Origin of the sequence: Candidatus Palauibacter australiensis (assembly GCA_026705295.1) — a bacterium.
GTDB classification, from domain to species: domain Bacteria; phylum Gemmatimonadota; class Gemmatimonadetes; order Palauibacterales; family Palauibacteraceae; genus Palauibacter; species Palauibacter australiensis.
In genome coordinates this window covers 1-14056 of record JAPPBA010000013.1, presented here as the reverse complement: position 1 = coordinate 14056, position 14056 = coordinate 1, and the positions used below count along the sequence as shown (strand labels likewise).

Below are 14056 nucleotides of genomic sequence, written 5' to 3'. Positions count from 1 at the left end.
ATCGGCGGTTTCCGGGGGCGCGGGACGGCAGCGCGGTCGGCAGCGGTCCGAACTCCGCTCGTCGTCCTGGGTCACGAGGGTCCTCCTGCGGTTGTGTGTGCGGCGATCCCGTCCGGGGTGGCGATCCCGTCCGGGGTGGCGATCCCGTCCGGGGCGGCGATCTCGTCCGAGGCGGCGATCTCGTCGAGCGCGGCGAGGAAGCGCTCCTCCTCGGCGCGCCGCCGAACCGAGACACGAATGTGCCCTGGGAGCCCGAAGGAGGCCGCGTGACGCACGCGGACGCCCCGGAGCCTGAGGGCGTGTGCCGTGGCGGCCGCATCGGGGACCGCCGCGAGGATGAAGCCGGTCGCGGAGGGGCCGGGACGCCACCCGCGCCGGGCGAGCGCCGCGGACAGCGTCCGGCGCCGTGCAGCGATGCGGATGAGGCTCTCCTCGAGTCGGGCGAGGGCGCGCGGGGCAAGCGCCGCCCGGAGCGCGGCCTGGGCGACCGAGGACACGGACCAGGGCGGCGCGACGCTTGCGAGCGGGTGGAGGATCCCAGGCGCCGCGACGGCGGCGGCGAGGCGCAGCCCAGGTACGCCAAGATCCTTGGTGAAGGAGCGCAGGTGCAGGACGCGGTCGTCGTGGGGCAGGTGGGGTGGCGCGAGGCGTCCCTCCGCGAAGGAGCGGTAGGACTCGTCGATCACCAGGAGCGTCCCGGCGGGCATCCGGCCGGCGAGCTGGGCGACGCTCGTGTCGGAGAGTGCTTCGCCGGTGGGGTTGTTGGGAGTGCAGAGGAAAGCGACCGGCGGACGGAGCCGGGCGACGCGGTCGGAGAACGGTTCGAGCGGCAGCCTGAAATCCGGAGCGACCCCCCGCACCTCGTGGACTTCCCCACCCTGGATCGCCACGGCGCGGCGGTACTCGCCGAAGGTGGGGCCGCACACGACCGCCGGGTCGCCGGGGCGAATCCAGCAGCGGGCGATCCGGTAGATCAGCTCGGAGGCTCCGGGCGCGAGCAGGATGCGCTCGGCATCGAGGCCCCAGACGCCGGCCACCCGTGCGCGAGCCCTGCTCGAAGTCGGATCGGGATAGGCGTCGAGCCGTGCGGCGGCGACGGCCCCGCGCACGGCCTCGTCCGGCAGGTACGGGTTGACGTTGGTGCTGAGGTCGGCGGACACGGGGGGATACTCCGCGTCCTCCTCGTACCCGGGCCCGCCGTGGAACTCCGGCGGCGCCCCCGCAAGGCGGGGGTCGGGGGGCGGGGGTCGCCAGTTCATGAGCGGCAGACTCCTGCCGCGACGACCAGCCCGATGCCCAGCCAGGCGGCGCGGCGGATCAGAGTGGCGGCCGCGTCGATGTCGCCGGCGTCCGGTCGAGCGCCCGCGGCGTTCAGCGTGTAGACGCCGGGCTTGTGGAGCCGGACTCCCAGGGCGAGCGCGGCGGCGGCCATCGGCCACCCGGCGTTGGGCCCCGCCGCGCGCGACGCTTCACGCGGGAGGAGACGCAAGACTCCGTCGGGCACCGGACGGATCCCGTCACGGCGGAGCGGTTGAGACCCCGCGGCCATCACGATCAGGACGGCCGCCAGCCGGGCCGGTACGAAGTTGAGGAGGTCGTCGGCACGCGCCGCCGGCTTCCCGTACCAGATCAGGTCGGGAGTTCGGTAGCCGAACATCGCGTCGGCGGTGTTGACGACCCGGTAGACCCAGGCCCCCGGCAGGCCGGCCGCAAGGTAGGCGCAAGCGGGCGCCACCACCGAGTCGCAGAGGTTTTCCGCCATCGACTCGATCGCCGCGGAGGCGCAGTGAGATGCGTCGAGCGCGCTCGTGTCCCGGCTGACCAGGTCCCACGCCAGGTGGCGTCTCGCTCCGTCGAGGTCTCCGGCCCCGAGCGCGGCGGCCACCCGTTCTCCCGCCTCGGCGAGCGGTTCGAGGGCGAGGGCCGGATGCAGGAGCAGGGCTTCGGTCCCTGCCGCCAGGAGGGTGGCGGGCAGCCCGGACCCGGAGGACGGTCGGGAGGAGCGCCCAGGGCGCGCCGCCAGGGGACGCGAGGCCGCGGCGGCGATGCCCGACACTACCGCCAGCGCCGCTGCCCCTTCGACGAGGCTTCCCAGCGGTCCCCGGCTGCGCCGCAGTCGGCGCGCACCGCCCAGCAGCCCTCCGATCGCCCGCACCGGATGAAGGCGAGGCTGGCCCAGGACCCAATCGAGGACGAGGGCGCCCACCAGGCTCAGCACCACGGGGCGTGCGGCCCGCCGCGACGCGCTCACGGGTCTTCCTTCCTGAGCGGGACAGTCTGCGGTGCGCCGGTGTCGCTCCCGGGTCCGGGGTGCGGCACGACTCTGAGCGGCCAGTCGTAGACGGCCTCCAGCGACTCTCGTGACAGCGTTTCATCCGGGGCGCCCCGGGCCCGCGCGCGCCCGCGGTCGAGCAGCAGCAGCCGGTCGGCGAACCGGGCGGCCAGGTTGAGGTCGTGCGTGATGACCAGCACGCCGAGGCCGGCACCCCGGAGTTCGCGCAGCAGGTGGAAGAGCTCCATGCGGTAGCGGAGGTCGAGTCCGGCAGTGGGTTCGTCGAGAAGGAGGACCGGCGCCTCCTGGGCAAGCGCGCGAGCGATGCGCGCCCGCTGCCGCTCGCCGCCGGAGAGTTCGCCCAGGTGGCGGTCCGCGAACTCCGCGACCGCGCAGCGCGCCATCGCATCTTCCACCACCGCGCGGTCCCCGTCGCCGGAGCGCTCCCACGGGCCGAGGTGCGCGTATCGTCCCATCCCCACCATCTCCCGCACCGTGACCGGGAAGGGGGAGGACTCGGACTGCGGCACCACGGCGATCGCAAGGGCACGGTCCCGGTCGCCCAGGTCGGACAGTGCGCGGTCGTCGAGCGTCACTCCACCCTCCTGAGGCGTCAGGGAACCGGAGAGGAGCTTCAACAGCGTCGTCTTACCGGCGCCGTTGGGACCCACGACCGCGAGGAGCTTCCCCGGGGAGACCGAGAGCGAGACCCGGCGCACGGCGGCCTCGTCCGCGCGCGGATGGGTGAAGCTCAGATCCCGGCCCTCCAACACTGGCCGCCAGTCGCGCGCGGGCGCGGTTCCCCTCACCGCCGTCCCCCCCGCAGCAGCAGCGCCACGAAGAACGGGACCCCCGCGACGGCGGTGACCACCCCGGTCGGGAGTTCGGCGGGCGCCACCACCAGCCGGGCCACCGTGTCCGCGAGCAGGAGGAAGGCGGTGCCGGCCAGGAAGGATGCGGGCAGGAGCAGGCGGTGGTCGTTCCCCCACGCGAGCCGGACGGCGTGCGGAACGATCAGCCCGACGAAGCCGATCACGCCGCCGGCCGCGACCGCCGCGGCCACCATCAGCGACGCGGCCAGATAGGCGGTGAGCTTCACCCGCTGCACGGAGGCGCCCAGGTAGAACGCAACCTCCTCTCCGCGCGACAGAAGGTTGAAGGCCCGGGCAAGCGACAAGACGGCCAGCGCGCCGGGCACGAGCAGCAAGGCCAGCAGCCCGGTCGAAGCCCAGTCGGCGCCGGACAGGTTCCCCATCATCCAGAAGATCGCCGAGCGGAACGACTCCACGTCGGCGAGCGAGAGCAGAAGCAGGATTACCGCGTTGAAGAAGGCGCCGATGATCACGCCCGACAGGATCAGGACACGCGTGTCCATCCGACCGGGCGAGGCCCGCCGCGCGACCGCCAGCACCAGCGCCATCGCGGCCAGCGCGCCGGCGAACGCGCCCAGGGGGAGCATCCAGGGAAAGCGCAGCCCGATGCCCGTCACCACGACCGCCACCGCGCCGACGGCGGCTCCGCCCGAGACGCCCAGCACGTAGGGTTCGGCGAGCGGGTTGCGCAGAAGGGCCTGGAAGGTGCAGCCGCAGAGGCCGAGCGCGCCTCCGACGAGCGCCGCCAGCACCGCGCGCGGCAGCCGCAATTGGAGCAGGATGGAACGGGTGGTGGGATCGGCCTCTCCCATGAGGAAGCGCCACAGATCCCCGGGACCCAGGCCGGAGGCGCCGAAGGAGACGCTGAGCGCGACCGCGGCCACGACGACCAGCGCGAGGAGTGCGAGCCGGCGGGGGGTGTGCGTCAACGCGGCCCGTGCAGGAACTCGGCCATGCGACGTGCCGCCTCGGCCACGCGTGGTCCGGGGCGGTTGAAGAGGTCGCCGTCGACGAGGGTATAGCGGCCGTTGCGGACGGCCCGCAGTTCCCGCCAGCCCGGCCCCTCGAGCCACGGAGCACCCGGCGCGCCGGGCGCGTGTCGAGCGATGACGAGGGCGTCGGGATCGCGCCGCAGGATCGCCTCGATGGACACCCGCGGCCACGAGCGCGCGGCATCGCCGAAGATGTTGCGCCCGCCCGCGTGCTCGATGACCTGGTCGATGAAGGTTCCCGGCCCGGTCGTCTGCGGCGGGTCGTGCCAGACGGAGTAGTAGACGTCGAGGCGCTCGCGGCCGCGCACCGTGGCGGCCACGCCCTCCAGCGCGAGGTCCAGCGAATCCACCAGCGCGGCGGCCCGTTCCTCGCGGCCGAGGAGTGTGCCCAGGCGGCGCAGGTGGCTGCGCACATCGTCGATCGTCTGCACGACCGCCCTGTAGACGGGAATGCCCAGCGCGTCCACCCGTTCCCCCACCGCGCGCTGGGACGCGTCGGCCCACGTGACGACGAGATCGGGTTCGAGACCGGCCAGTGCCTCGAGATTCGGTTGTATGGTCCCGCCCAGCGAAGGGAGGTGAGCGAGTTCGGGCGCCCGATCGAAGCGGGTGCGCGCGACGAGGACGCCGGGATCGAGCGCGGTGATCGATTCGGTCAGCGAGGGGATCACCGAAAAGACGCGGCCCGCCGGCGCGGTGAGCGCGACGGTGTATCCCGCATCGTCCGTGACGGAAACTGCGGGCATGTCCGGAGGCTCGTCCGGGGCACAGGACGTGAGGAGGACCGGGGCGAGCAGGGCGGCGATCCACCGGGCGAACGGAGAACTCGGGGGCGCCGTCGCGCTCGGCGTCGCGCTCGCCCTTGCCTGGTGTGCCGTGTACACCGGGTCCCCTCCCTCGAAGGATGGTGTTCAAAGGACGAGGGAACCGCGTCTCCTGACTCGAGGCGACATCGCTCGCCTTCCCGGGATCATCCAGTGGCCGTCGAGCGCGTCGTTTCGGATCCGCGATGGGATCCGGACCTCCTACAGTGGCGGGGCCGCGTCGGCTTCGGACCGAACTTCCGGTGGCCCCCTCGCGTCAATCTGCGACGATAGCGGCATGTCCGAGGACGGGGCAACTCGGCAGCCGCCGCCGATTAGTCTCAGGGACGCCACCGTCGCGGACGAACGCGCCGGCAGCGCGGGCGTCGTGATTGCCCCCCCGTGCTTCAGGATCTCCGCGACTTCCTCCGGGGCCGGCGTCTCGTCCTGCGGGTAGAGCAGCCCCCACACCGTGCCCGAGTGAGCCCGCAGGATGCCGAGCGCCGTCGTCCCCCGGGCACACGCTTCCAGTCCCGGCGGGGCGGGAGGACACCCCAGGTGCCGGGCCGCCGCCGCGCTCGCCGTCGCCGCCGCGCCGATCTTCCCGGCGTCACCGTGCGCAATCCCTTCGGCGCAGAGCCGGAAAGCGTCGCGCCAGGCTCTCAGGGCGTGTTCGGGGAGTCGCGTGGGGAGGCCCCGGTTGAACGTCACCGTGTCCACCGCCCCGGGGAGTCTGATGCATAGGATGTTCAGGGCCGGGGGCGGGCCGAGCGGCTCCCGGATCGTACCCCGCCGATGATCGAACAGGACGAGCCCCGAGAGGAGGGAGCCGCTGGTCGGCTCGACCTGGAGGGCGGCGCGGACGACGGCTTCACACGACCCCCGCAGGCCGAGGGCGTCCATGCCGGCGCGCAGCGCCACGCCCAGGTCGGCGGTGCTGCTTCCGAAACCGGTCCCCCGCGGGACCTCATCGCCGCCGAGCATCACGCGCACGGCGCAGCCGGGCCGGTCGCGCAGCAGGATCTCCAGGCCGCGTTTCACCTTGGCGTAGCGGCGGGAAGCGCCAGCGTCGGACCGGGCGAGCGGCACGACCTCGGCGCGGGCGGTGCGGTACATGTCGACGGGAGCCGCGATCTGGAGCCATCGGCCGCGACCGAAGCCCTGCACGAGTTCGCCGCAGGTGGCCGGGGTTGCCCAGGTCGCGGACCCCGCACTTGCCCCGGCCGGGCGCCTTGCCGAGGGCGCCGCGGAGCTCCGGCACGCTCGGCGACTCGCGGACTTACGCGACACTGCACTGGCTTGCACGCTGTCGGCAGAGCCTGTATCCATCATCGCAGTTTATAGACGGAGGGGCGCTCGGAAGTCCGGTGAAAGTCCGGCGCGGCCCCGCCACTGTAAAGGGACAGAGGGATTTCGATCCCTCGGCGTTCCGTTCACGAAGCCACTGGGCCGCGAGGCCCGGGAAGGCGAGCGGATCCGTCCCAAGCCAGGAGACCTCTCCTCCGTCTTCGGATCAGCACCCTCGCGGGAGGGCGTGGTCCCGCGTTCACGCCGTCGCGTGGACGTTCGACCGTGCTCTTCCCCGTCCCGGAGAAGACGGGGTCGAGTGAAGACGAAGTTCGCGATTGCCATCCTGGCCGCCGGAGTTGCCGTCCCGGGCGCTTCGGCACACGCGCTCCCCACGCAGGTCGCTGCGTCCGTTCACGTGTCCGTGCGGGCGGCAAGGACTGCGCCGGGCGCGCCGGGCGAGGCTGCGGCGGACGCGGGTGCGGCAGTCGCCGTTCCGGGGGCGATGGTCGCCGTCCGGGGCGCGGGGCTCCAGGCGACGACCGACGCGCGCGGCGTCGCCGTCCTGCGAGGTCTTTCGCCCGGACGGCACGCCCTCGTGATCTCGGCGCCCGGCTTCCTGGAGGCCGCGGTCGAGGTCGAAGCCGTGAACGGGCGTGTCACGCGAACGAGCATCGTGCTCGATCCGGCGCCTGTGCGGCTCAGGGGGCTGGTGGTGCAGGTGGCATCCCGCGAACGGGACGCCGGCGCCACCGTGTTGGAGACCGCCAGCCTTCCGCCCGGCGTGACGGATCTCCCGGCCGCGCTTGAACGCGTTCCCGGGGCAACCGTCGTGAGACAGGGCGGACCGGGGGCCCCCGCCGTGCTGCAACTGCGCGGCGCGGGCGGCGACCAGGTGCTGGTACTGCTCGACGGAACGCGGATCAACTCTCCGCTCACCGGCGTCGCCGACCTGAGCACGGTGGACCTCGAATCCGTGTCCCGCATCACCGTGATTCCGGGGGCGCAGTCCGCCCGGTACGGACCGCAGGCGCTCGGCGGCGTCGTCCTGCTGGAGAGCCGCAACCGCGACGCGACCACCGCCGCCGTCACCGCCGGGATGGGCGCCTGGTCCTCGGCGGAGACGGCGGTCACCGGGTCGAGCGGTTTCGGGAACGCCTGGTCGGTCTCCGGCGGCGCCCGCTGGCGGCGATCGAACGGCGCCTTCACCTACGACGTCCCCGCCTTCCGGGGCGGCGGCGAGACGACCCGCGAGAACTCCGCCTTCTCGCACGCCGGCGGAGACCTCCGCATCACACGGCGCGGGAGCGCGGAGGCTTCGCTGCGCGCCCACCTCAGCGACATCGAGCGCGGGAGCCCGGGGACGATCGCGCAGCCCTCCGCCACCGGCCGGCAGCGCCACCGTCGCTACGGGCTCGGCGTCACGGTCGAATCGGACGGCGCCTCTCCGGCACGCCTCGGAGGCTCGGCCCGCAGTTCGGTGCAGTGGCAGCGCGCGGACTACGCGGATCCGGAGCCCCCCTTCGGGCGCGCCTACGATACCCGGACGCGAGTGCGACGGGCGGAGCTCGCCGTGGAAGGATGGTGGCGCGCGGAAGCGTCCTCGTCGTCGCGCGAGTCGCTTGACCTCCGGTTCGGCCTCCAAGCGGCACGGCTCGATGTCGAGTCGAACGCGCTGACGTCGCCCGGCATCGGCCTCGACGAACTCGGGGCGTGGGCACATGCCGGGCGCGGCTGGCAGCTGCGGCGCGGTTTCCGCCTCGATCTGGGTGCTTCCCTGCGCGCCGACCGGCACGACCTTGTGGATGGCGTGACCCTGTCGCCCGCCGTCGACGCCGCGCTCACCCGGGGCGGGCTCGCCCTCGACCTCCGGTGGGGCCACGGCTTCTCCCCTCCCGGGCTCGGCGACCTCTTCTTCCAGGAAGGGGTCCTCGTCGAGCCCAACCCCGACCTCGGGCCGGAGCGCATACGGGGAGAACTCTCGGCGACGCTCGCCCAGCGGTGGTCTGTGGGCCCGGCAACCGGGGAACTGCGCGCGAGCGCCTACCGCGCGGACCTCGACGACATGATCCTCTGGTTCCCCGACCACCGTTTCGTGTGGAGCCCGGACAACTACGACGTCGCGCGCCGCGGCCTCGAGCTCGGCGCCACGACGGATCTGGCCGCGTTCGGACGCACGCACAGCCTCACCGCGAGCGCCGCCTGGTCCGAGGTCGAGTACACCGGCGCCGTGCTCGATGGCCAAGTTGCCTACCGGCCGCGTTTCACGGCGGATGTGGCCCTCGGCATCGGGATGCCGGCCGGAATCACCCTCACGCCGTCGGGCACACACGTCGGGGCGCGCCGCACGGTGCCGGGCTCCCCGCTGAACGCGCTCGCCGCCTACACGCTGTTCAACGCCGGCATCGCCCTGCCCTTCGAGTGGAGCCGCTTCGCCGGGCGGCTCGAGGTGGCCGTTACGAACCTCCTCGACGAACGCGCCGCGCTGCTCGTCGACTACCCCCTGCCGGGCCGCGGCTGGTCGACGCGGATCCGCATCGGAGCCGCGAGATGACCGCGCAATCCGCCTCGTTCACCGTATCCCAGTCAACCAAGGATGGACCTCTCATGACCCGTACCGCGCTTCGCTTCATCGCACCCCTCGCCCTCGTCATTCTGACCGCATGCGGCGATGACCCCCCTGTCGAACCCGTGGGCCCGATCGGGCCCGGCACGCCCAGCGTAACGATCACCTCGCCGGCCTCCGGGCTCATGGTCAGCGAAGGGACGCCGGTCCAGCTGGTCGGCTCGGCCACGGATCCGCAGGACGGCACGCTGGGGAACGCTGCGCTGGCCTGGACGAGCTCGATCGACGGGGCATTGGGCACAGGTTCGCCGCTGGAGATCGAATCGCCGTCGGTGGGCGTGCACTCGATCACGCTGAGGGCAACGGACTCCGACGGTAACACCGGCAACGCGTCGGTCTCGCTGCTGGTCGAGAGGCTGGAGTTTCTCGACGGAACGGTGGCCGACGCCCAGATCGGCATCGTCGTGAACTCGAGCGCGAACGCGCTCCGGCTCTTCCAGCTCGGCGATCCGGGCGAGAACCGCGACATCGCCCTGGGGGCGTCGAGCGCGGTGACTCCCACCGGCATCAGCATCCGCGGCGAGATGGGCGTCGTTCCCCTCGGGAACGCGGCCTCGGTCGCCGTCATCGACCTCCGTACGCGACAGATCGGCGGGTTCTTCCTCTTCGAATCCGGGAACGCGACCGGGTCGGCGTTCGTGGACGACAGGACGGTGCTGGCGGCCAACCAGCGGACGGATGAGGTGGGCAGGTTCACGATCGGACAGGCCGGCGGCGCCATCGGGGACCTGGTCCCGGTGACGCAGTTCCCGACCGGCATCGTGCCGTTCTCCAGCTCGCTCGCCTTCGTCATCTCCGCAAACCTGGACGAGAACTTCGCGCCTGCGGGCGACGGGGTGGTGACCGCGCTCGATCCGCTCACGATGACCGTCCTCGCCACCATCGAGACCGGCGGCACCAATCCGCAGTTCGGGGCCATCGGGCCCGACGGGATGTTGTACGTGATGAACACCGGCAACTACGTCGCGCCGTCGACGCTGGCGATCATCGACCCCGGTTCACTCGAAGTCGTCGAGGTCGTTGAGGGATTCCCCGCAGGCTCGGGACACGTTCACGTGTCGGAGGACGGAACGCTCTTTGCGTCGGCGTTCTTCACGGGGACGGTCGCCTGGAACACGGCCACGAAGGCGTTCGTGCGCGACGCCTCCAACCCGATCTGCGCGCCCCTCGCCGGCGGTGGTTGCCGGGGCGCCTTTGGCGCGCACACGGCGGCGGACGGCTCGCTCTACCAGACGTTCTTCGGCAGTACGCGCCAGAACCTGTCGCCCTGGATCTTCCGCTATGACCCGGAGACCTGGGCGCTGACCGACAGCATCCCCCCGGGGCAGGGGCCAGTGGGACTCGAGATCAGGAGTTTCCGGTAAACTGTTTGGCCGCCAGGAAGTCGAGCCGCCGCTCGATGGCCCGTCCCCAGGGGAGACCATCGGCCACTACGTCGAGGCAGTGCACGACCCCGGCGTGCGCCATCAGGAAATGGGGGCCGGCGTACAGGTCTCGCCACCACGCGGCCACCCGCTCGGTGAACCTGGCGACGGTCTCCCCACCCGGGGGGGACCGCGTCTGCCAGGCGGCCATCCATTCGTCGAGTTCGGTGCGTGGCACGGCGTCCCAGGCCCATCCCTCCCAGTCGCCGTAGGACATCTCGCGCACGCGCTCGTCGATGCGGTGCGGGACGCCTAGCCGCTCCGCGAGCAGAGCGGCGGGTTCGCGGCAGCGGGCGGCATCGGACGACCAGATGATCGCCGGGGCAAACTCGGCCACGACGGGCTCGATGCGCGCGGCCGCCTCGGCGCCGTCCAGCGTCGTCGGCACGTCCGTCTGCCCGTAGATGATGCCCTCGGCGGCGACGGGTGCGTGGCGGATGGCGAGAAGCCGGATCACGCGGCGGCCTGCGCGACCTGCACCGCGAGCACGGCGACCAGGATCGCGATCTCGTTGACCTGCTCCGCCGCGCCGAGGAAGTCGCCGGTCACGCCCCCGGCCCGCGCGCGGAATCGCCAGCCGCAGAGCGCGGTGACGAGGGCCATCGCGGCGAACGCGGCGAGGACGCCGGTCGCGCCGATCGCACCCGCCGCCACCACGGCCGCCGCGCCGGCCACGCCGACCGCGGTCGCAACCGCTGCCTGCGCCACCCCGGCCCGCGTGACGTGGCCGCTCTTCGCCGCCGCCGCGTTCGCGTAGGGGAGGGCGACCATCAGCCAGACCGGGCCGACCCGCGCCAGGCCGTGCGCGAGGAGCAGGGCGGCGGGCGCTGCCGCAAGCGGGGAGGCCCCCGCCGCGAGCGCGGACGCCGGTGCCGCACTCCCCAACTGCGCGAGCAGCACCAGCCGGAACGCGATGGACGTCACGAGCGCCAGCGCCCCGAACGCGCCGATCCGCGAGTCTTTCAGGATGACGAAGATCTCGTCGCGGCCCGTCGCTCCACCCAGCGCGTCGGCCGTATCGGCCAATCCATCCTCGTGGAAGGCGCCCGTCAGCAGGACCGACACGACGATCACGCTCATCGCCGCCACCCACGGCCCCAGCGGCGCCACCAGGCCCCACACGGCCGCGCACGCCCCTCCGAGCACGAGTCCGACCAGGGGGAACCACGCCGCGGCCCACCGCCATTCTTCCGCCGAGTAGGGAAAACCGCCCAGCGGCAGACGCGTCAGGAAGACGAAGGCGGCGCGCGCCCCCCGGAGCGATGTCCTCACTTCAACCGCAGTTCCAGCCCGGAGACCATGAGAACCACCCGGTCCGCCGCGTCAGCGAGACGCTGATTGGCGATGCCCAGCCCGTCCTGGTACCAGCGCCCGAGCGCGGTGGGCGGGTGCACGCTCCACCCCACCTCGTTCGTCACGACGATCAGCAAACCGGTGCGCGCGGCTCGCGCATCGAGGATCCCGTCGATCTCGGCGGCCATCGCGTCCAACGCGGCCGCCTCGGCGTCGGCGCCCAATCGTCCGATCGCCATGCCGGTCAGCACGGTCACGCAGTCCAGCAGCACGGTGTCCGTGCCGGCGGCGAGGATGGCTTCGCCCGCCCGCGCGGGCGCCTCGATGGTGTGCCACCCCGCGGGACGATCGCGGCGGTGGGCCTCGATCCTGTCACGCATCTCGTCGTCGACGGCCTCCGCGGTCGCGATCACGGTGACCTCTTCCCCGCCGCGCGCCAGCGCCTCGCCCTGAGCCCACCGGCTCTTGCCCGAGCGCGCCCCGCCCGTCACGAGGATGAGTTCCATCATGATCCCGCCCGCGACGGGCCCTCGCTCGGCCCCGAGATCCCGGCCGATTCGAAGGTCGCCATCTCGCGGAGCAACGCTCCGGCCGCCCGCACGATGGGGATGGCGAGCGCACACCCGGTCCCCTCGCCGAGCCGCATGTCGAGGTCGAGCAGGGGCTCGAGGCCGAGCGCAGCGAGCACCACCGCGTGACCCGGCTCGGTTGAGCGGTGCGATGCGACCAGGTACGGCGACAGGCCGGGGCACAGGCGGCAGGCCGCCAGCGCCGCGGCCGACGAGATGAACCCGTCCACAAGCACGAGGGCGCCCCGCGCAGCCGCGCCGATCATGGCGCCCGACATGGCCGCGATCTCGAACCCGGCGACCTGCCGCAGCACCGCCACGGCATCGCTCCGGGGATCCTCGTCGCGGGCGACCCGCGCCACCGCGCGCTCCACCACATCGCGCTTGCGGGCCAGTCCGCCGTCGTCGACCCCCGTCCCGCGGCCGACGACCTCGCGCCCCGCCGCCCCGGTCAGGCACGCCGTTACGGCAGCCGCCGCGGTGGTGTTCCCGATGCCCATCTCGCCCACACCCACGAGCCAGGGACCGGGGGGACGCGCTGCTCCAGTGGAGCCGGCGCCACCTCCCGCCACTTCCATGCCCAACGCCAGAGCCTCTTCGACCTCGCTCGCGGTCATCGCCGGCCCCGCCGAAAGATCATCCGTGCCCGCGCGGACCTTCCGGTGCTCGATTCCCGCCAGCCCGCCGACGTCCGCCGCAACGCCCGCGTCGACGACACGCACCCCGGCGCCGCACGCCCGCGTGAGCACGTTGATCGCCGCCCCGCCACCGGAGAAGTTCGCGCACATCTGCGCCGTGACCTCGGCCGGATACGCCGACACGCCCTGCGCGGCGACCCCGTGATCCGCCGCGAAGACGAACACCACCGCGTCCTCCAGCGGAGGCGGCGGGTCGCCCAGGACCACGCCTACCTGGAGCGCCAGCTTCTCAAGGCGTCCGAGGCTGCCCGGCGGCTTGGTCAGCGCGTCGAGGTGCGCCTGGACCGCCGCGGGATCTCCCCGCGGAGTTGCGACAACCGTGCGCGCGATCACGCTCTGTGGAGATGCGGCAAAGGTGTTCACGATGGGTTCAGGACAACAGCAGATATGCAGACCCCCGAATGGGACCGCCGCCAGCATAGGGTGGAGGGCAGAGGCGAGCCAGCGGCCAGCGCATACTACTGGTCGGACACTGGCGGAATATGCTAATCTCGGGGCTGGTATCGTGCTCCCGTGCTCGCGAAAACAGAGGTGTGCCATGAGAAAGTCCCGATTCGTCCTCCCCCTGCTCGCGATGTTCGCGGTCTCCGCCTCGGCGCTGGCGGGCCAGCAGCGGAACATGTCGCCCGAAGAGCGCGCCCGGCTGGCCGCCGAGCGGGAGCGCCAGGTGCAGGAGGAACTCGTATCCGAGCGGCCCATCGAAGCGTTCGACACCGTCTGGATCGAGGAGATGACGTGGATGGAGGTCCGGGACGCGATGGCGGCCGGGAAGACCACCGCGATCATCACGACCGGCGGCATCGAGCAGAACGGGCCGTACCTCGCCACCGGCAAGCACAACTACGTGCTGCAGGGTGCCTGCGAGGGCGTGGCCCGCGAACTCGGAAACGCGCTCTGCGCGCCGGTCGTCAAGCTCGTCCCCGAGGGCGACATCGACGAGCCGTCCGGGCACATGCGGTACCCGGGGACGATCAGCCTCCGGCAGGAGACGTTCGAGGCCGTGCTCGATGACGTGGCGTCGAGCCTCAAGGCGCACGGCTTCGAGCACATCATCCTGTTCGGCGACAGCGGCGGGAACCAGTCCGGCATGGAGGCGGTCGCCGCCCGCCTCAACGAGCGCTGGTACGACGCGCAGGCGCACTTCATCCCGGAGTTCTACCGCTACCGCGACGTCCACGACTGGATGAACACCGAACTCGGCATCTTCGAGACCGACCCGG

13 protein-coding genes and 2 riboswitches are annotated in these 14056 nt (G+C 72.6%); of the genes, 3 read left to right on the top strand and 10 right to left on the bottom strand.

Annotation, left to right across the window (positions count from 1 at the left end; genetic code table 11):
* Positions 1-71 precede the first annotated feature (71 nt).
* The 6 genes from OXN85_00715 to OXN85_00690 all read right to left on the bottom strand — a co-directional run bounded on the left by OXN85_00715 (position 72) and on the right by OXN85_00690 (position 6106).
* A complete protein-coding gene (locus tag OXN85_00715; protein MCY3598481.1) occupies positions 72-1259 on the bottom strand; it encodes a histidinol-phosphate transaminase in 1188 nt (395 codons plus the stop codon).
* The gene (locus OXN85_00710) at positions 1256-2251 is read right to left on the bottom strand and encodes a cobalamin biosynthesis protein (GenBank protein ID MCY3598480.1); all 996 of its coding nucleotides are present in this window, start codon (positions 2249-2251) and stop codon (positions 1256-1258) included. Before OXN85_00710 ends, OXN85_00715 begins: the two co-directional genes overlap by 4 nt.
* Positions 2248-3081, bottom strand: coding sequence for an ABC transporter ATP-binding protein (locus OXN85_00705; protein MCY3598479.1), 834 nt, complete (start codon positions 3079-3081; stop codon positions 2248-2250). The genes OXN85_00710 and OXN85_00705 overlap by 4 nt, the downstream gene beginning before the upstream one ends.
* Positions 3078-4073: an iron ABC transporter permease gene (locus OXN85_00700; protein MCY3598478.1), complete on the bottom strand. Its 996-nt coding sequence runs from the start codon at positions 4071-4073 to the stop codon at positions 3078-3080. The genes OXN85_00705 and OXN85_00700 overlap by 4 nt, the downstream gene beginning before the upstream one ends.
* Positions 4070-5020 (bottom strand): helical backbone metal receptor, encoded by a 951-nt coding sequence (locus OXN85_00695; protein MCY3598477.1) that lies wholly within the window; start codon positions 5018-5020, stop codon positions 4070-4072. The genes OXN85_00700 and OXN85_00695 overlap by 4 nt, the downstream gene beginning before the upstream one ends.
* A gap of 47 nt (positions 5021-5067) precedes the next feature.
* Positions 5068-5201, bottom strand: a riboswitch (cobalamin riboswitch).
* Positions 5162-6106: a hypothetical protein gene (locus OXN85_00690; protein ID MCY3598476.1), complete on the bottom strand. Its 945-nt coding sequence runs from the start codon at positions 6104-6106 to the stop codon at positions 5162-5164. It overlaps the preceding riboswitch by 40 nt.
* 191 nt (positions 6107-6297) lie before the next feature.
* Positions 6298-6434: riboswitch (cobalamin riboswitch) on the top strand.
* Positions 6435-6545: 111 nt separating this feature from the next.
* Between OXN85_00690 and OXN85_00685 the strand changes: the two genes are divergently transcribed.
* Both OXN85_00685 and OXN85_00680 read left to right on the top strand, forming a co-directional pair.
* Positions 6546-8780: a TonB-dependent receptor gene (locus tag OXN85_00685; GenBank protein ID MCY3598475.1), complete on the top strand. Its 2235-nt coding sequence runs from the start codon at positions 6546-6548 to the stop codon at positions 8778-8780.
* A gap of 53 nt (positions 8781-8833) precedes the next feature.
* Positions 8834-10216 carry a hypothetical protein gene (locus OXN85_00680; protein MCY3598474.1) on the top strand — a complete coding sequence of 461 codons (1383 nt, stop codon included), beginning with the start codon at positions 8834-8836 and terminating at the stop codon, positions 10214-10216.
* On the opposite strand, the gene OXN85_00675 is transcribed toward OXN85_00680, so the two are convergent.
* From OXN85_00675 to cobT, 4 genes are read right to left on the bottom strand one after another with little or no spacing between them, the layout of a single operon-like run.
* Positions 10200-10733 (bottom strand): histidine phosphatase family protein, encoded by a 534-nt coding sequence (locus OXN85_00675; GenBank protein ID MCY3598473.1) that lies wholly within the window; start codon positions 10731-10733, stop codon positions 10200-10202. The genes OXN85_00680 and OXN85_00675 overlap by 17 nt on opposite strands.
* On the bottom strand, positions 10730-11548 hold the full coding sequence (locus OXN85_00670) for an adenosylcobinamide-GDP ribazoletransferase (protein ID MCY3598472.1): 819 nt from the start codon (positions 11546-11548) through the stop codon (positions 10730-10732). Before OXN85_00670 ends, OXN85_00675 begins: the two co-directional genes overlap by 4 nt.
* Positions 11545-12078, bottom strand: a complete 534-nt coding sequence (locus OXN85_00665) for a bifunctional adenosylcobinamide kinase/adenosylcobinamide-phosphate guanylyltransferase (GenBank protein ID MCY3598471.1) — start codon at positions 12076-12078, stop codon at positions 11545-11547. The genes OXN85_00670 and OXN85_00665 overlap by 4 nt, the downstream gene beginning before the upstream one ends.
* Entirely contained in the window at positions 12075-13199 is a 1125-nt protein-coding gene (gene cobT, locus OXN85_00660) for a nicotinate-nucleotide--dimethylbenzimidazole phosphoribosyltransferase (protein ID MCY3598470.1), read from the bottom strand. The genes OXN85_00665 and cobT overlap by 4 nt, the downstream gene beginning before the upstream one ends.
* 175 nt (positions 13200-13374) lie before the next feature.
* Here cobT and OXN85_00655 point away from each other — a divergent pair.
* Positions 13375-14056, top strand: a 682-nt coding sequence (locus OXN85_00655; protein MCY3598469.1) for a creatininase family protein, incomplete at its 3' end; no start/stop codon positions are given.